This is a genomic window from Oscillospiraceae bacterium (assembly GCA_025757685.1).
Classification (GTDB): Bacteria; Bacillota; Clostridia; order Oscillospirales; family Acutalibacteraceae; genus CAG-217.
The window spans coordinates 1,316,041-1,332,928 of sequence record CP107220.1 but is presented as its reverse complement, the minus strand read 5'-3'; the positions used below and the strand labels follow the sequence as shown (position 1 = coordinate 1,332,928).

Below are 16,888 nucleotides of genomic sequence, written 5' to 3'. Positions count from 1 at the left end.
ATGTACGATGAAAGTATGTAAAATGTGTGGCAAGCCGGAAGATGGCTTTGGGCCATGTAAAAATTGTGGTTCTTACAGTTTTATCGAAATTGGAGGGCAAAAACAAAATCGTTCATCTGTACAATCGGTGGTGCCACCCAATGGATTGGTGTCACCAAATATGTATGCAGTACCAAACGGTCTAACGCCGCCTGTGACATCAAATGTGGCCGGTGTACCTTCTTCGATTGGATCTTCCGTTGCAGTTGTTGCAAAAGGGAAAGCGGCAATGGGTGCAGGAAAAATTGTCGCCATCATATTGAGCTTATTGCTTGTTGTGGCTGTTGGTATTGCCGTTCCGGTTGTTGTAACACAAACCAATACACCGGAAGCTACAATTGCAAAACTGGAAAAAGCCTTTAATGACGGCAACATTAATGAAGTCATGGAATGCTTTGATTCTGAAACGCGCAATGCGTACAAGGGTGCTGACGATTTGTTTAATAGTTTTGCAGGATTTAGCTTTTCATCGGCTGCAAATGTTTTCCCATTTTTAGCAGAAGCAATGGGCGAAGACTTACCAAATATGAAGATCACTGTCAATAGCATCGAAAAGGAAGACTCCAAGAATTGTATTGCACATGTGACAGTACAGTATAGTGATGAAATGGATCCGGAAGATGATACAATTGAAATGGTCAAAGAAAACGGAAAATGGTATGTATCCAGTGATGATTTGCTATCCTCTTTTTAAGCACTTTTACTGAACAAAGGAGTAAGACATGAAATGTGCGTATTGCGGTAAGGAAACGCCGGACGGACTGCCGAATTGTGTGCACTGCGGTCATCCGTTTACCTCGGCGCAGGTGCAGGCGGCTAAGCAGACCGGTGCGCAGCGCGCGGCCGCTGTGCCGGCCAAAAGTACAAAGACGGCAGATGCCGAGCAGCAAAAGAAACAAAAAGTAGTGGTGATCGTGATTGCCGGCGTGTTGGCAGCGGCACTTTTGATCGGCGGCATTGTGGGCATTACCATGAAGGCGCGTTCCGATCGGTTAAAGAAATTTGAAACACAGATCACCACCCAGTGGCAGGCGGCGGTTACGGATAAGCAGCCGGATTTTTTGGATGCGCTGGACAAGCAAGCCAGCTTGACCTGCACCGGTGCAGAAAAGCAGCAAAACGGCTATTATACAGTGACTGTGCAGGTCACTTCACCGGATATCAGCGGAGATTTGAAAAAGTACCAGGCACAGAAGACGAAAAAGTCGGCTAGCGATTCGGATATGGACCAGGCGATCTGCAAAATGATCGAGACGGCCACACCCAAGACCACAACCCAAACATTAGATGTGATCGTGGACGATGCCGGAGAGTACCATGTACAGTTTAATGACGCATTTGCAAATGCGATGCTGGGCTATGCGTACACAGATGCGATGCAGGCCCTGACGGAGGCACTCAAATGATGAAACAAAGGTGCAAAACGCTCTCTGCCCGGGTGTTGGCGGTGGTGTTATCTCTGGTGATGCTACTGGGCAGTCTGCCGGTCAGTGCGGCGGAGAGTCGGTTCCTTTCTTTCCAGGTGGAGAGCGTAAGTGAAAACGGCAGCAAAACAGAGAGCCGGGAAGCGGCGTATGTCGTTGGGCAGGAGCTGTATGTTTCTACCAATTTCTTGGCCAAGTACACGCTGTTTTATTATAACGGCGATACCCACGCTTTTGTGCGCAGAGGGCAAGAGGCAAACAGTAAGTTCGGTAGGGTAGAGATCAACCCGGACAGCCAAAAAGCCACGGTATATATGAACCCGTTTTCGTCCAAAGAATATACTCTTCATGGTGTTTATACCTTTGGCCAAACCACATTTTTGCCTCTCGATCAAATGGCGGCTTACTTAAAATGCAGTTTGACCATTAAAGACGATGTAATGCGGGTGGTCAACAGCGGTTACAGCTTGGTAGACGCAGAATATGCCATGAGCAAAATTCAGAGTAAATCGGATTTGCTGCGTTACGATGTTGGCAATATTGTGGACGATATTTTTGATGGTAGTGAAATGCTATTCAAGCTCTCCGGCATATTGGGCTATTTCGGCTCTACCGTATTTGAACGCCGGATATCTAAGCTGGACTTTATTTTCCATACCGGCGACATCAAAGAGTATGAGAGCTTTTTGGACAAATGCGTTACGGACAATCAGGCGTACATGGATGCGCTGACCTCCGGCGATGATCTGATCAATCGGTTTAGCACCGTAGCCGGGCTAAATAAAGATGTGCACGATACGTCCAAAAAGCTGGCGGATTTGACTTCTATCATAACGGATGTGACGCAGCCGCTGAAAGAGGACAATTTGAGCGCATCGCTGCTTTGGAAAGATGCCAGCGACTGGAACACCGCATTTTCCGATTTGTCCAAGATTACGCAGTTTGCGGATTATTATCTAAAGCTGGGCAGTATGTGTGAAGACAATCAGAATATGCTGGCGCAGTTTGGTGATCGCCAGTTGAAGTCTGATACGGATTTTCCATTCCGTGTGGCTTTGCTTAAGGTCAAGTCCAGATATGGCGGCAGCACCGTCTCCAATATTATGGGCCAGGTGGGACAGCAGCTGATCAAATACGGCGCAGACGATGCGGTGAAAACGGCGCTGAAAAAGGCGGCTTCCGATGTGGTGCTTTCACAGCTGGCGATTGTAACCACAACCATGGATGTGATCACCAAGGTTTGCCGAGCAGCCGGGTGTGATATTGCGTCAGATGCCAATTATTCCATTATGTTGGATTTAGCGGTTCGGACCATGCTGTTTAATGACTTTAACGATTTAGACAATACACTCCGCCACACCAACGAACCCCAGACGGAAAACTATCGCCAGGCTGCCATTTTCTACCTGATTGCTTGCAAGCAGACTTTTGATGCTGCCAACAAATTGGCAGCAAAATACGATATGTCGGCTACATATTATAAGAACAGAATTAAGACCATTAACACGGTCCTTTCACTGTATTATTTGGCTATCCAAAGCAAACATTTTGATAATTTTGCAGAGATGGAGGAGAACATAGCCAATAATCAGCAAGAGATCCGGGACGCAGGCCTTTTGCAAAGCGGCAAAACCGTCTCCCAGGACGAGGCTTTGCAGATTGATACCAGCGCAGATGATGACCTGCAAAAACGCCAGTGGAATGCACAGAATGCCAGACTGGATTATACTGATGATGGCATGTATTATGCTTATCTTGATCCAGCTGAAAATGTAAATGATGAAGCGGGATATGACTTGGTCGTTCATGCTCTTAATGGACATGAAACGGAAATTGATTCGTGCTCAGGCAGTTTCGTCTTTGTAAATAAGCGAATTTATTATTGCAAATGTGGAGTTATATATAGTGCTAATTTTGATGGAAGCGATAACAAAACAGAATACCGATTAGACTATGCCGATGATGATTGGTCCGTCTACTATACAGAACTTATTCCCTTACCGAATAAGCAAATTCTATTATATACGGGTATTGGGGATGCTTTAGGCGGAACGGCTCGTTTATGTATTTTTGACGCGAATAATGGTCAGGTATCAGATATTCAAAAACAAAATATGGACCATTTGTCATTTTATACCTATAAAAATGATTTGTATTTTGAAGGTATTGACTATATAGATGATACATCCAGTGCTAACCATGTTTTGTACAAATGCAATTTGAGTACCAAAAAGATTGATAAGATGAATATAGATATGGAAAATAAGATCGTGCAATCAATTAGCGGTAATGTTCTTTATTGTATCCAGGATCAATGGAGAGGTGAAGAAGGTACTTGGATGGTGTACAAAATTGATTTGGAAAGTGGAAAAATGCAAGAATGGCATACCATTCACAGTGATACTCCAATATGGTCAATGATGATTTATCAAGATAAGGTGTTTGCAGCCACTGGTCACTATGATAAGGCGCATTTTGAAATCCTGAACGCAGAAGATTTTGAACAAAAGAATTGGACAGTCACGCACGGTCTATTGCAGCCCAACAGCCTTGCATTTAGGAACAATGAAATTTTCATACGAGAAGTTGAATCAAATCAGTGGTTAGCCGTACATTATCTGTAATGTGAATAAAACATTAAAGTTGATGAGATTGAAAGTAATAATGGAAAGAAAAGGTGATTCTAATGATGAAAAGGATGATGTCAACCGTTCTTGCGATTATTCTGGTGATTACCAGTTTGATGGGAACCACCATGATTGCGCAGGCTGCCAATTATTCCGCGTTTCCGGTTTGCCAGGAGGAAAAGGAAGATGCCTTGCAGACTGCACCGGAATTAAAACTCAATCAAAGCTACCGCGTGAGCTTTAAGAACGGCGTTTATACCAATCCAGAGCGAACGGAACTGTTCAATGTGTATGAGCCGAACAAGGTGCTAAAGTTTATTCCCACATCAAATGGGTACTATGAGGCTTCCATTTATATTGCCGAGCGGAACCAGCACATGACGGTACAGTTCGCTTACAGTGATGCAGAGAGCATAAAGGACAACAAGTATTATTCTGTTTCAAATGGAAGTTATGAATACAATATCCATACCTCAAAAGAGGCGTCCATTGCATCTTCCACCTATAATGTGTACAGAAATACGGCCCGTGGCGCGGCATATCTTCAAAAGGGCAAGACCTACTATATTGTGGCCTATGCAGCCTATGATGATTACGATGTGGAAAAGACCATGAAAACAGAGGTGCAGGGCTACGCTTACCATACAGTCCCTGCAACCATTAAGGTCTACAAACACAGCCACGATTATGAAGTGAAAACTTATAAATACAGCGATTACACCTCTGCATACTATAATTGCCGGGTATGCTCTCATTCCACATCTTCATATTTCTATAAGCCCAAGACGCTGACCCTGTCGGCTACCTCTTATACCTATGACGGTAAGGTGAAAAAGCCGTCTGTTACCGTGAAGGATAGCAACGGGAAGAAAATTTCCAGCGCGTACTATAATGTGACTTATTCCGGCGGTTGCAAGAATGTAGGCAAGTACACAGTTAAGGTGAAGTTTAAGAAAGAGTACGCCAGATTTGGCTCCATGTCCAAAACCTTTACCATCAATCCCAAGGGCACCAGTGTGTCCAAGGTCACGGCGGCCAAGAAAGGCTTTAAGGTCACCTGGAAAAAGCAGACTACCCAGACTAAAGGCTATGAAGTGCAGTATAGCACATCTTCTAACTTCAAAAAGGGCAATAAGACCGTAACGGTAGGCAAGAATAAGACCACTTCTAAGTCGGTAAGTAAACTGTCCGCCAAGAAGAAATATTATGTGCGGGTACGCACCTATAAGAATGTGAAAATCAATGGCAAAAATGTAAAGCTCTGTTCCGGGTGGAGTAAGGCGAAGAGTGTGACCACCAAGAAATAAGCAGTAAGCTTTGACTGATAAAATACAATGCACCAACAAAAAGAGCGGGCAGTTATGTCTGCTCTTTTTGTTGTACAGGGTAGAAATAAAAAATATGGCAGTATAAATAGAGACTTTTGGCAGCGTTGCTACAAATTGACAGGATTGGCAGGATGGAGTATAATGCGGATAGATATTTTAGGGGGAATGGGTATGGAAACAAAGGAAAAGGCTGTGCAGGCGCAGACCGGTGCGGCGAAGGGGAAAAAGAGCAGAAAGAAGGTATGGGCTGTGGTGATCGGCGTTTTGCTGGCGGTGATTGTGGTGGCTATTGCGTTTATTGAACTGAGCACTTTGCCCCGCAAGGACACGGCGGACGATGTGATTTACATTGGCGGTATGGTCTCCTCAGACACCGTGGAGTACGCCGACGGCAGCGGCAAGGGGCTGCTGCGCAATCCGGTGGTGAAGATTATGCAGATGGTGTGGCGCTACTGCGATGGGGGCGACAAAGCCAAGCACGCGGCCCAGAATCCGCCTACGGTGACGGAAGTGAACGATCTGGCCTATATAGAGGACGGCAATCTGTACCATACATTAGATGTGCTGTACCCGGCGGATACACAGCCCGGTGCTAAGCTGCCGGTAATCATTGACATTCACGGCGGCGGCTGGATGTATGCGGAAAAGGGGCTGAACCACCACTACTGCGCCGCTCTGGCGGATCGGGGGTATGTGGTTTTTAATATTAACTACCGACTGGTGCCGGATGTGACGGTGAACCAGCAGTTGCAGGATGTGGCCCGGGCGCTGCGCTGGATTCGTGACCACGGCAGCCAATATCCTTGCGATATGCAAAATATTATGCTTACTGGCGACTCTGCCGGCGGGCAGCTGGCGGCATACAGCGCGGTGCTGATGCAAAGTGCCCAGCTGCGCAAAACCTTTGACACCGTGGATCCGCAAATGGAGCTGACGGCGCTGCTGCTTACCTCGCCGGTGGCCTTTATGCGGGACGGCGGGCTGTTTAGCCTGTACACCAAGCCCATGTGGGGCACGGATTACAAAGACAAAGCCACTTATCCGTACATGGATTTTGACCAAATCATTGACTATGCCCAGGCACTGCCGCCTACGTATTTGATCACCAGCAGCGGCGACACTCTGGCTAACAAACAGACCCATCGATTGTACGAAGTGCTGCAAGCCCATGGGGTGCAGGCAGAGATCAAGGACTACGCCAAGGCGGAGTATAACCAGTCGCTGCCCCATGTGTTCAGCGTGTTACAGCCCTTTGAACCGGCAGGCACGGCAGCCATTGATAAAGCGCTTGCTTTTTATCAACAGGCCATGACCGCCAAAGCGGCGCAATAACAGGATAAAAATTGCACCTGTGTATCACTGGATACACAGGTGTTTTTGTTTTTATGCAGCACGCGGCGCTTTCCTTTACGCGACAAAAGCGGCAAATTGCTTTTTATGCAACAAAAGGGCCACAAAGGGTCGGTTGCCTTTTGGTTGTCGGTTCGGTATAATGAGAGTATCAAAACAAAGGAGGGGGAGCCTTATGCGAACGGTATTTCAAAATTGTACGCTGCTGGACGGTACGGAGCAAATGACGCCCCGCCCCGGCACGGATGTGGCAATAGAAAATGACAGAATTGTACAGATCGGCAAGATCACACCCAATAAGGGGGACCGGGTGGTGGATCTGACCGGCAAGTATTTGATGCCCGGTCTGATCAATCTACATGTGCACTTGCCTGCGGGGGGCAAGCCCCGGAACAAGCCCATGAACACCAATCGACTAACCAAAATCGCCTTGTCCTCCGGTTTGTCCCGGGCGCTGGTGCTGCGCATGTGCCACGCCTATGCCATGCAGGGCCTGCTGTCCGGTGTGACCACGGTGCGCGCGGTGGGCGGTCTGGATAATTTGGACACCCGGCTGCGGGATCGGATCCATGCGGGCAAGCTGGACGGTCCGCGGATCTTAGCAGCCAACTATGCCATCGGTGTGCCCCACGGCCATATGGTAGGCTCCGTGACCCACCCGGCTGAGACGGTGGAGGACGCAGTGCGCATGGTGGATCAGCTTCACGGCCAAAATGTGGATCTGATTAAGTTGATGATCACCGGCGGCGTGATGGACGCCAAGGTGAAAGGCGAGCCGGGTCGGCTGATGATGCAGGCGGATATGATCAAGGCTTGCTGCGATCGCGCCCACAGCTATGGTCTGAAGGTGGCTGCCCATGTGCAAAGCCCGGAGGGGGTACGCACAGCGGTGCTTAACGGTGTGGACTCCATTGAGCATGGCTCTACTTTGTCAGAGACGGAGCTGGCTGCCTTCCATAAAAGCGGCGCGGTGTTGGTGTGCACCCTGTCTCCGGCACTGCCCATGGCCAAGTTCCAAAGAGAGACTCTGGGCATTACCGAGGCGGTGCAGTACAATTCCAATTTGGTGTATAACAATATGATCCTGGGCGCAAAGGCTGCGTTGGCAGACGGCGTGCCGGTAGGTATGGGCACAGATACCGGCTGCCCGTACACCACTCATTACAATATGTGGCGGGAGCTGCATTATTTCCAAAAGGAAGTGGGCGTTACACCGGAGTTTGCGCTCTATACTGCCACATTAAACAACGCTCGTATTCTGGGTCTTGGGGATGTGACCGGCAGCGTAGAGGTGGGCAAGTGCGCCGACTTGCTCATCGCAAACAGCGACCCGCTGGCAGACTTCCGTGCCCTGGAGCAGCCATATATGGTGGTGGCTCGCGGCAAGGTTTACGACCATCCGCAAATCAAAAAATACCCTGCCTGCGATGCGGAACTGGACAAGTATTATGATTGATTGAAACTCCTATATGTGCAAAGCGCTTTGCAAATGAGAAATCGCCACCTTTTTGGGTGGCGATTTTTTATTTGCTTTAAATGATTTGTTTCTTACCATGATAATTTTATATCAGCCATTTGTCTTTTCATATTCTGCATGAACGACAGGGGATAAAGAAAAAACAGAGAGAGACATAGCAAGCAACTTAAGAAGAGCATTCTTCATTCTGTTGTTTTGCGGTGGTTGATTTGAAAATTGTGATTATCGGTCTGCCGGCCGATAGGGCGGGCAGGTGTAGATCCGGCGGGTGCGGCTTTTTTTGCCGTAGGCGATGGCTGCCTTGGGGCAATAGCTGATGCAGGCCATACAGTGGGTGCAGTGGCCGTTCCACCGAGGCTTGCCGCCTTGCAGTTCAATGTTGTTCATGGGGCACAGGGTGGCACACTTGCCGCAGCCGATGCAGCTGTCGTCCACCGTAAACGCCCGGTCATGGACACAGGTGGCGTAAAAAATCGGGTTGACGATATAGGTCATAAACTTGCCAAACACCGTGGGTTTCGGTTCCGTTACCGGACAGCCGCTTTCTATGGCAGCAGCGGTGTGCTCCAGTGCAGGCACCGCAGCGGCAAGAATGTGGTTCACTTCTTCCGCCGAGTTTGGGGTGGAAAACAGGGCAATGTAATTTTCCGGCATAACGATCTCTGCTGTGCCCATATAGTCCAGCCCCAGTCGGGTGCAGAGCTTCCGGTTTGTCTCCGGGGCGTTGTGTATTTCACCGCCGCAGGTCATCACAAAGTATGCCTGCCTGCTGCCGGAAAAATGGCATCGGGTCAGAAAATCCGCAAAAATATGGGGGATCTGCCAGGCATAGGTGGGGCAAACAAATACCCATGGAGTTACGGAATGGAACCGGGGTGTGGTGCCGCCTTGCATAAAGGGGGTGCAGTCCCGAACCGTGTCGTTCAGCCGGTGCCCCAGCAGTTCCGCCGCATAGCGGCTGTTGCCGGTGCCGGTGTAGTACAAGATCATAAAAAGCTCCTTTAAAAAATCAAAATCAGCAAATTCTGGGCAAACCTTCGCCGTACAGCACGCTGACCCGGCGCTTGCCGCCAATGGGAGTCAGTGCCACCACGCCCTCTCCATCCGTTACGGTGCCGATGACGGCGGCCTCTGCACCGTAGCGACTGGCGCGCAGCAGCTCCAGCGCTCGATCCGCCTGGTGGGCAGGTACGGCAGCCAGCAGCTTGCCCTCGTTGCCCATGTGCAGCAGCTCCAGTCCTAAGATGTGGGCAAAGGCACGCACATCCTCGTGCACCGGGATCGCCGTTTCGTCGATCTCTATGCCGCGGTTTGCCGCCTCTGCCAGCTCGCACAGTACGGTGCCCAGGCCGCCCCGGGTAATGTCCCGCAAGGTGTGCACTTCAACGCCCCCTTGCAGCAGGGCAGCAACCATATTGCCCAGAGGGGCGCAGTCGGATTGAACGGTATTGTCCATGCCCATGCGGGCAGAGAGAATGGCTGCGTGGTGGTCGCCCATGGCGCCGCTGACCAGCAGAGCGTCTCCCGGCTGTAACGCAGTGGCGGCAATGTGTGTGTCGGTGGGCAAAAAGCCCACGCCGGCCGTGTTGATATAAATATTGCCGCTGCCCTCTACCACCTTGGTGTCGCCGGCAACGATGGTCACACCGGCTTCGTCGGCGGTGGCTGCCATAGACCGGGCAATGCGGCTCAGGTCCTGAGTGGTGCATCCGGTCTCCAAAATAAAACCGGCGGTCAGGTACTTGGGCGTGGCACCACGCATCAGCAGGTCATTGACTGTGCCGCACACCGCCAGGCGTCCAATGTCGCCGCCGGGGAAAAACAAGGGCTGCACCACAAAGCTGTCTGTGGTAACAGCCAGCTGCCCGCTGCCGGGCACCACGGCGCTGTCATCCATTTGGCGCAGAATGGGATTGTCAAAAGCCTTGGCAAACACGGTGCGAATCAGTTCTCCGGTGGCTGCGCCGCCACTGCCGTGGGCAAGGGTAATTTCCATAACGGCTCCTTTTATTCTATGGGATACATCTTCTCTAAATGCGCCAGCACATTTTGAATAAATTGCAGTTGTGCCGGGTCGGTGATCGGCCGCCCGGAGGCAAAGTAGGTGACTCCCGGGGCGCTCGCATGAGTGGCAGGCAGGTCAACCGTTCTGCGGATCAGCTGGCGCACGGTGCCGGCGTTGCCGTCTACAAAGTGCATTTGGGGCGGCAGCAAGGTGCGCAGTTCCTGCTTAAACAGATTAAAATGGGTGCATCCCAGCACAAAGGCGGCGTAATCTTCCAAGTTAAATTCGGCCAGTTGCTCGCTTAAATAAGCGTGTACCTGGGCGCCGGAGTAAATGCCTTTTTCTGCAAAGCGCACCAGTCCGGGCAGAGGCAGCAGATCCACCAAGTGGTGGCCGTCATAGTGCTCTACCAAGCATTTCAGCTTGTTGCCTCGAATGGTGATGGGCGTGGCTGCTACCAGTACCCGGTGGGTATCGTCTTGATTTAGCGCCAGCTTGACCGCCGGCTCCATGCCGATGATGGGCAGTGGGTAGCGATCCCGCAGGGTGGCTGCCGCCACGCTGGTGGCAGTGTTGCACGCCAGCACAATGGCGTCCGCTCCCCGGTCCAAGAGAAAGCGCACCGCTTCATCTGTGTAAGTTAAAATTTGTTCTCTGGTTTTTTCGCCATAAGGCACATGATCCTCATCGGCATAGTACAAAAAATGGGCCTCCGGCAGCATACGCCTTGCCTGGTAGAGAACGGACAGGCCGCCGATACCGGAGTCAAAAATAGCAATGTTCATAATAGGTTACATCCTGTGATTAAGATATGCGTTGTGGCAGCTGCCCTCACCGGACACCATACAGGCGCCCCGCGGGGTGCCGGGGGTACAGGCCGTGCCAAACAGGGAACAGGCCGTTGGGGGGATTGCACCGGTGATCACTTGCGCGCACCGACAGCCGCTTTGGGCCGCCGCGTCTGTGGTCAGTTGGGCACTGCCGGCGTCTAAATGTTGGTACTGGGGGCGCAGCACCAGTCCGGAGCCGGGCAAAATGCCCAGCCCTCGCCAGGCGGCGTCCGTAGGCTCAAAGTATTGGTCCACCAGCGCTCGGGCCGCAGGGTTGCCCTCCGGTCGAACGGCGGTAGGGTAGAGGTTTTTGCACACACCTTGCCCGGCTAAGCGAACCAGCGCGTACAGGCTGCATAGTAACTCCTCTCCGGTAAACCCGCTGATTACAAAGGGCAGACCTTGCGCCGCAGCCAGTTGATGCCAGGGGCCCTCGCCGGTGATGACCGCCACATGGCCGGGAGCCAGGAAACCGTCAATCTTCGTTTCGCCTTTGCATAGGGCACGCACCGCCGGGGGCATGGTCTTTAGCGCCGTCAGCAGCTGCACATTGGGAATCTGTTCTTTTATAATGGTGTCTGCCAGCACCGCATACACCGGGGCGGTGGTCTCAAATCCCACGGCGGCAAACACAAACCGGGTGCCCGGTTCCGCCTTGGCAAGAGACAGCACTTCCAGCGGAGAATAGACCATTTGCACCCGCCCGCCGACAGCCACGCACTGCTCTAACGCCCGGGTACTGCCCGGCACCCGCAGCAGATCGCCAAAGGTGCACACACACATACCCGGTTCCATGGCCAAGTCGCACAGCCGGTCAATATAGGCTGATACGCTGACGCACACCGGGCAGCCCGGACCGCTGATCAGGTGAATATGGGGCGACAAAATGGCGGGTATGCCGTTCTCACTGATGGCGGCAGTGTGGGTGCCGCAAATTTCCATAAAAGTCAGGGGCGGACCGTGGTAGTCGACCAGCGCCCGGCGAATGTTCAGCAGGTTCATTGCAGGGTCTCCAGTTCTGCTAACAGGTTGTTTATCTCCTGGGCTTGGCTTTCGCTGAGCACCTGGATCACCAGCCCGGCGTGCACCAGCACCCAGTCGCCCACTTGGGCTTTGACAACGCCCAGGTTGGCAGGCACCCGGTTGCCGCTGTATGCTACCGTGGCGGTGGTGCCGTTGATGGATAAAATTTTGCCGGGAGCGGCAACGCACATAGTCATTCCTCCAGTGCCGATATATATGCCTGTCCCAGTGCCAATGCTCCGTCACCGGGGGACACCTTGCAGGCGGTATAAACAGTGTAGCCGTTGCGCCGCAGCAGATCTGCCGTGCAGCGGGTCAAAATTTGGTTGGTAAAGCAGCCGCCGGAGAGCACCACAGTGCTGCGTCGGTAGGCTTGGGCTTGGTTCAGGATCCATCGGGCCAGCCAGTGGTGCAGCCCCAGTGCCAGGGCGGGCACATCTGCCCTTTGGCACTGCATTTCCTCCAGCAGCTCCCGCGGGGTGCAGCCCGGGTCAAAGGGATAAGCGCCGCTTGCCCGGCGAGCCGCTTGCTCTACCGTGGCGGCGCATTGCCCCTCATAGGTGTTGGTATCGCACAGCCCCAGGGCGGCAGCCGCAGCGTCAAACAGGCGCCCTGCGCTGCTGTTTTGCAGTAGGGGTACGCCGGCGTCTTTCGCTTGGTTCACCAGCGGTTGGGTGCCTAGATAGCAGCTAAGGCACAGTCGGGCGTCCGTTGCCACGCTGTCTCCGGGGGGACAGGTAAAGGGCGGCAGATGCCCCAGGTGGGTAAAGCGCCCACCGTCAAAGTCAAATACCTCGCTGCCCCAAATTTGGCCGTTGGTGCCGTAGCCGGTGCCGTCCAGGGCAAAGCACAGAGCCGGTTCGGTCAGTTGGTGCTCCGCCAATACGGCGGCAGCGTGGGCAATATGGTGCTGCACCTGCATATCCGGCGTATAAAACCGGCGGGCGGTATAGCCCGGGTGCAGGTCTGCTACCACTTTTTCTGTCGTAAAGCCGTGAAGGGCGGCGAAGCGCTCTATATTTTCTTGGTAGGCAGCCAGGCAGTCCGGGTGCTCCAGGTCGCCAAAGGGTTGGGACAGAAACACATAGCGCCCGGCGTGGTAGCCGAAGGTGGCTTTTAGATCACCGCCCAGGCACAGGGTGGTCTGTTTGGCGGCAAAGGGCAGTTCAACGGCCAAAGGCACATAGCCCCGCGCCCGGCGCATAAAGGCAGGATTGCCCTCTGTCACTTGCAGTACAGAGTCGTCAATAGGGGTCAGAATTGGACGATCGTGACCCAGCACCGGCACGCCGAACTGCTGCACGGCTGTATCGTCTGTGCACATAGGCGCGCCGCTGATGTTGGCACTGGTGGCCACCAGGGGCGAGATCGCCTCCAGCAGCAGAATTTGCAGCGGATTGCAGGGCAGGAACGCCCCCACCCGGTCACTGCCGCAGGTGATCTCTGTGGGCAGCGGTCGCTTGCTATGCAGCAGCACAATGGGTCGGGCAGCAGACAGCAGCAGTTTCTCCTCTGCCTGGCTCACCCGGCAATACTGCCGCACTTCTTCTATATTGCGAAACAGCACCGCAAAGGGCTTTTGCCCCCGGTGTTTGATTTGTCGTATTTTTGCCACGGCTGGCGGATTTGCAGCGTTGGCGCACAGGTGATAGCCGCCAATGCCTTTGACGGCTATCACTTCTCCCTGCCGCAGCAGTTGGGCAGCTGTCTCTATGTCCATGGTTAGCTGCGGTCCACAGTGGGGGCAGGCAATGGTTTGGGCGTGGCAGCGCCGGTCTGCGGGGGTGGTGTACTCCGCCCGGCAGTCCGGGCAAAGGGGAAAGCGCCCCATCACCGTGCGTTCCCGGTCATAAGGCAGGGCCTCCATAACCGTGTACCGCGGTCCGCAGTGAATACAGGTGATGAATGGGTGCCGATAGCGCCGGTTCTTCGGATCCAGCAACTCCCGCCCGCAGTCCGGACAGGTGGCCAGGTCCGGGGGCAGAAAAGGCAGACCCCGGGCACCACGGCTGTGGGTGATGGTAAAGCCCGGAAATGGCTGGAACGGCAATTCATTCACTTCATATTGGTAGATGGAAAAGGCGCGGCACAGCCGCTTTGCGAAGGCAGTGAGCGCCGCGCCCTCTCCGGTGGCGGTGAGGGTCACCCGGCCGCCGGTGTTGCACACCGTGCCGGTGATTCCCAGTTCCGTAGCCAGTCGCAGGGCGGTGGGGCGAAAGCCCATACCCTGCACAATGCCGCTAAAGATATATTCTTTCGTGATCATACGGGTTTGGTATAGGTTTCCGTGCCGGCAGCGCCGTCGTCCGGGGCAAAGGAGAGGGCGTGAAACTTGAGGCACGCATCCATACATGCGCCGCACTGCACGCAGGCGCTGCGGTCAATGGCCCAGGTGCGACTTCCTTTCCGGTCCACGGTGATAGCCTCCTGGGGGCACTTGCGGGCACACAGGCCGCAGAGAATGCACTTCTCCATATCGTTGACGATCTTGCCGCCTTGGGGTGCCGCTTCTTCTTTCTGCTCCGGCTGGGGCTTTTGGTACACATCCACCAGCTTTTTCGGCCCCGGCGGGGTGTAGCCCGGCTGCATGGTCAGGCAGTGCTTGGGGCAGCCGGTGGTACAGTCTGCGCACTGCACGCAGCCCATACGGTCAATGCTCCAAGTACCGGCAGCCCGGTTCACGGTAATGGCACCGGAGGGGCACTTGCGGCTGCACAGGCCGCAGAGAATGCAGGCTTCCATATCAATTTCCACATGGCCGCGGCTGCGTGCCGGATATTCCCGGGGCACCTGCGGGTACTGCCGGGTGGCAGGCTTGGAAAACAGGTTCTTCAGCGCCGTGCGTGTAAAATCCATAAATGCCATAGGAACCTCCTTACCGCTCCGTGCAGCTGATGCACGGGTCAATGGTTAGGATCTGCAACGGCACATCTGCCAGCTCGCTGCCGGGCAAAATGTGCAGGAGTGCATACAAATTGGTAAAGGTAGGGGTGCGCACACGAAAGCGCTCCAAAAACTTGGTGCCGTTGGCTTTCGTATAATAGAACGCCTCGCCCCGCGGCTGCTCCACCCGCACAATGGCCTCGCCCTTGGGCATCCCCTTGATGGGCACGGTCAGCTCGGAGTCGGGCACCTTGGCTGCCAGCTGGCGGATAATACCAATGGACTGGAACAGCTCGCCAATGCGTACCCGGCAGCGGGCGTAGCCGTCGCAGTCGGTGCTGGTGATGATATCAAATTCCGCATCGCCGTAGGCTTCATACCCCAGCTTGCGGGTGTCGATCTCTATGCCGGAGGCACGGGCCATGGGCCCTACGGCGCCGTACAGCAGTGCCTGCTCCTTGGTGAGCACGCCCACGCCCCGCAGGCGGCTTTGCACACTGTAATCGTTCAAAAAAACATGGGCAAGGCTGTGCAGTTCTTTTTCCATATCGTCAAAGATGGCAACAAAGCTTTTGAGCATATCGCTGTCCATATCTTTCAGCACGCCGCCGATGGTGTTGACGCTAAAGATCACTCGCCCGCCGGTGGAGGCCTCAAACATATCCAGCACTTTTTCCCGCATACGCCAGCACTGCATAAACAGGGCGTCAAAGCCAAAGGCATCTGCCAAGAGACCCAGCCACAGCAGGTGGGAGTGGACCCGGCTCATTTCGCCCCAAATGGTGCGCAGATATTTGGCTCTGGGCGGCACTTCTGCGCCAAAGATCTGCTCCAGGGTCTCGCAATAGGCCATGCCGTGCTTAAAGGAGCAAATGCCGCAAATGCGCTCTACCACATATTGATAGTCATGGAAGTCCCGACGACCGGCCAGTTCTTCCAGTCCCCGATGGACAAAGCCGATGGAGGGGATGGCCTCAACTACCTTTTCGTCCTCCAGGACTAAATCCAGATGAATAGGCTCCGGCAGCACCGGGTGCTGAGGGCCAAAGGGCACGATGGTGCGATTAGCCATTCTCTGCACCTCCCTCCGTTTTTTTCACGATGGTTACGTTCTCACCCATAGGGGCCTTGCAAAAAGGCGTTTCTTTGTCTATTCGGTAAAATTTGCCATGGAAGTCCAGGTTAATACAGTCAATATCCACCCCGAACAGCTCGGCAATCTCGTTCTCAAACAGCGCCGCAGAGGGAAAAATATCCGAGATGGAGTTGATGATCTCACCTGACTCCACAAATACCCGAAAGTTGTCCATTTGGTAGTCCTTGGCAACGGAATAGATCAGTTCCGTGCCATCTTCTCTTCCAGTGGCGCCGATCTGTACCAGCCGAAAGCCGGCGCGCAGGTGCTCCAGCATCATCCGGTACAGGGTCTTGATGTCCACATCTTCAATGGTGTAGCTTGGGTTCATTCTGCGGCCTCCTTTCGGCGTTCGCTTTTTTCTTGCAGCAGTGCCAGGGATTGTACCACGCCGTCAATAATACTCTCCGGCCGCGCGGCGCACCCGGGCACATAAATATCTACGGGGATCACTTTGTCCACCCCGCCCAGCACATTGTAGCAGTCCTTGAACACGCCGCCGTTGCAGGCGCACACCCCAATGGCGCACACCACCTTTGGTTCGTTCATCTGCTCGTAGATCTGGCGCACGACCGGCGCGTTTTGGTGGTTGACGGAGCCGGTGATCAGCAAAATATCCGCGTGCTTGGGGTTGCCGGTGTTGATAACCCCAAACCGCTCTACATCATAGAGGGGGGTCAAACAGGCCAGCACCTCAATGTCGCAGCCGTTGCAGGAGGTGCCATCGTAGTGCATAATCCACGGAGATTTGGTTACATTCGGCATAC

The 16,888-nt window shown here is 53.5% G+C and carries 16 protein-coding genes; 6 read left to right on the top strand and 10 right to left on the bottom strand.

Going from position 1 to position 16,888, the window contains the following annotated elements:
• The first annotated feature begins 7 nt into the window (after nucleotides 1-7).
• The 6 genes from OGM59_06180 to OGM59_06155 all read left to right on the top strand — a co-directional run bounded on the left by OGM59_06180 (nucleotide 8) and on the right by OGM59_06155 (nucleotide 8,224).
• A complete protein-coding gene (locus OGM59_06180) occupies nucleotides 8-733 on the top strand; it encodes a hypothetical protein (protein ID UYI90292.1) in 726 nt (241 codons plus the stop codon).
• A gap of 28 nt (nucleotides 734-761) precedes the next feature.
• Nucleotides 762-1,445 carry a hypothetical protein gene (locus OGM59_06175; GenBank protein UYI90291.1) on the top strand — a complete coding sequence of 228 codons (684 nt, stop codon included), beginning with the start codon at nucleotides 762-764 and terminating at the stop codon, nucleotides 1,443-1,445.
• Nucleotides 1,442-4,087 (top strand): hypothetical protein, encoded by a 2,646-nt coding sequence (locus OGM59_06170; protein UYI90290.1) that lies wholly within the window; start codon nucleotides 1,442-1,444, stop codon nucleotides 4,085-4,087. The genes OGM59_06175 and OGM59_06170 overlap by 4 nt, the downstream gene beginning before the upstream one ends.
• Before the next feature lie 62 nt (nucleotides 4,088-4,149).
• Complete coding sequence (locus tag OGM59_06165) at nucleotides 4,150-5,397, top strand: fibronectin type III domain-containing protein (GenBank protein ID UYI90289.1); 1,248 nt, start codon at nucleotides 4,150-4,152, stop codon at nucleotides 5,395-5,397.
• 192 nt (nucleotides 5,398-5,589) lie between these two features.
• Nucleotides 5,590-6,750 (top strand): alpha/beta hydrolase, encoded by a 1,161-nt coding sequence (locus OGM59_06160; protein UYI90288.1) that lies wholly within the window; start codon nucleotides 5,590-5,592, stop codon nucleotides 6,748-6,750.
• 193 nt (nucleotides 6,751-6,943) lie between these two features.
• Nucleotides 6,944-8,224, top strand: coding sequence for an amidohydrolase family protein (locus OGM59_06155; GenBank protein ID UYI90287.1), 1,281 nt, complete (start codon nucleotides 6,944-6,946; stop codon nucleotides 8,222-8,224).
• Nucleotides 8,225-8,467: 243 nt separating this feature from the next.
• Here the strand turns inward: OGM59_06155 and OGM59_06150 are convergent, their stop codons facing one another.
• The 10 genes from OGM59_06150 to OGM59_06105 are packed head-to-tail and all read right to left on the bottom strand — an operon-like array spanning nucleotide 8,468 to nucleotide 16,886.
• Nucleotides 8,468-9,235 carry an EFR1 family ferrodoxin gene (locus OGM59_06150; GenBank protein UYI90286.1) on the bottom strand — a complete coding sequence of 256 codons (768 nt, stop codon included), beginning with the start codon at nucleotides 9,233-9,235 and terminating at the stop codon, nucleotides 8,468-8,470.
• 25 nt (nucleotides 9,236-9,260) lie between these two features.
• Nucleotides 9,261-10,241 carry a hydrogenase expression/formation protein HypE gene (gene hypE, locus OGM59_06145; protein ID UYI90285.1) on the bottom strand — a complete coding sequence of 327 codons (981 nt, stop codon included), beginning with the start codon at nucleotides 10,239-10,241 and terminating at the stop codon, nucleotides 9,261-9,263.
• A gap of 11 nt (nucleotides 10,242-10,252) precedes the next feature.
• Nucleotides 10,253-11,035: a glutamate racemase gene (gene murI, locus OGM59_06140; GenBank protein ID UYI90284.1), complete on the bottom strand. Its 783-nt coding sequence runs from the start codon at nucleotides 11,033-11,035 to the stop codon at nucleotides 10,253-10,255.
• Nucleotides 11,036-11,041: 6 nt separating this feature from the next.
• Nucleotides 11,042-12,082, bottom strand: coding sequence for a hydrogenase formation protein HypD (hypD, locus tag OGM59_06135; GenBank protein UYI90283.1), 1,041 nt, complete (start codon nucleotides 12,080-12,082; stop codon nucleotides 11,042-11,044).
• Nucleotides 12,079-12,300: a HypC/HybG/HupF family hydrogenase formation chaperone gene (locus OGM59_06130; GenBank protein ID UYI90282.1), complete on the bottom strand. Its 222-nt coding sequence runs from the start codon at nucleotides 12,298-12,300 to the stop codon at nucleotides 12,079-12,081. The genes hypD and OGM59_06130 overlap by 4 nt, the downstream gene beginning before the upstream one ends.
• Nucleotides 12,297-14,369, bottom strand: a complete 2,073-nt coding sequence (hypF, locus tag OGM59_06125) for a carbamoyltransferase HypF (protein UYI90281.1) — start codon at nucleotides 14,367-14,369, stop codon at nucleotides 12,297-12,299. Before hypF ends, OGM59_06130 begins: the two co-directional genes overlap by 4 nt.
• The gene (locus OGM59_06120; protein UYI90280.1) at nucleotides 14,366-14,968 is read right to left on the bottom strand and encodes a 4Fe-4S binding protein; all 603 of its coding nucleotides are present in this window, start codon (nucleotides 14,966-14,968) and stop codon (nucleotides 14,366-14,368) included. The genes hypF and OGM59_06120 overlap by 4 nt, the downstream gene beginning before the upstream one ends.
• 10 nt (nucleotides 14,969-14,978) lie before the next feature.
• A complete protein-coding gene (locus tag OGM59_06115) occupies nucleotides 14,979-16,058 on the bottom strand; it encodes a nickel-dependent hydrogenase large subunit (protein ID UYI90279.1) in 1,080 nt (359 codons plus the stop codon).
• Nucleotides 16,051-16,452 (bottom strand): NADH-quinone oxidoreductase subunit C, encoded by a 402-nt coding sequence (locus OGM59_06110; GenBank protein ID UYI90278.1) that lies wholly within the window; start codon nucleotides 16,450-16,452, stop codon nucleotides 16,051-16,053. The genes OGM59_06115 and OGM59_06110 overlap by 8 nt, the downstream gene beginning before the upstream one ends.
• Nucleotides 16,449-16,886 (bottom strand): NADH-quinone oxidoreductase subunit B family protein, encoded by a 438-nt coding sequence (locus OGM59_06105; protein UYI90277.1) that lies wholly within the window; start codon nucleotides 16,884-16,886, stop codon nucleotides 16,449-16,451. Before OGM59_06105 ends, OGM59_06110 begins: the two co-directional genes overlap by 4 nt.
• Between the last annotated feature and the right edge of the window lie 2 nt (nucleotides 16,887-16,888).

Bases quoted from the DNA above. Each gene is read 5' to 3' on its own strand.
- OGM59_06180 (UYI90292.1), top strand. From the start codon at position 8: ATGAAAGTATGTAAAATGTGTGGCAAGCCGGAAGATGGCTTTGGGCCA.
- OGM59_06175 (UYI90291.1), top strand. From the start codon at position 762: ATGAAATGTGCGTATTGCGGTAAGGAAACGCCGGACGGACTGCCGAAT.
- OGM59_06170 (UYI90290.1), top strand. From the start codon at position 1,442: ATGATGAAACAAAGGTGCAAAACGCTCTCTGCCCGGGTGTTGGCGGTG.
- OGM59_06165 (UYI90289.1), top strand. From the start codon at position 4,150: ATGATGAAAAGGATGATGTCAACCGTTCTTGCGATTATTCTGGTGATT.
- OGM59_06160 (UYI90288.1), top strand. From the start codon at position 5,590: ATGGAAACAAAGGAAAAGGCTGTGCAGGCGCAGACCGGTGCGGCGAAG.
- OGM59_06155 (UYI90287.1), top strand. From the start codon at position 6,944: ATGCGAACGGTATTTCAAAATTGTACGCTGCTGGACGGTACGGAGCAA.
- OGM59_06150 (UYI90286.1), bottom strand. From the start codon at position 9,235: ATGATCTTGTACTACACCGGCACCGGCAACAGCCGCTATGCGGCGGAA.
- hypE (UYI90285.1), bottom strand. From the start codon at position 10,241: ATGGAAATTACCCTTGCCCACGGCAGTGGCGGCGCAGCCACCGGAGAA.
- murI (UYI90284.1), bottom strand. From the start codon at position 11,035: ATGAACATTGCTATTTTTGACTCCGGTATCGGCGGCCTGTCCGTTCTC.
- hypD (UYI90283.1), bottom strand. From the start codon at position 12,082: ATGAACCTGCTGAACATTCGCCGGGCGCTGGTCGACTACCACGGTCCG.
- OGM59_06130 (UYI90282.1), bottom strand. From the start codon at position 12,300: ATGACTATGTGCGTTGCCGCTCCCGGCAAAATTTTATCCATCAACGGC.
- hypF (UYI90281.1), bottom strand. From the start codon at position 14,369: ATGATCACGAAAGAATATATCTTTAGCGGCATTGTGCAGGGTATGGGC.
- OGM59_06120 (UYI90280.1), bottom strand. From the start codon at position 14,968: ATGGCATTTATGGATTTTACACGCACGGCGCTGAAGAACCTGTTTTCC.
- OGM59_06115 (UYI90279.1), bottom strand. From the start codon at position 16,058: ATGGCTAATCGCACCATCGTGCCCTTTGGCCCTCAGCACCCGGTGCTG.
- OGM59_06110 (UYI90278.1), bottom strand. From the start codon at position 16,452: ATGAACCCAAGCTACACCATTGAAGATGTGGACATCAAGACCCTGTAC.
- OGM59_06105 (UYI90277.1), bottom strand. From the start codon at position 16,886: ATGCCGAATGTAACCAAATCTCCGTGGATTATGCACTACGATGGCACC.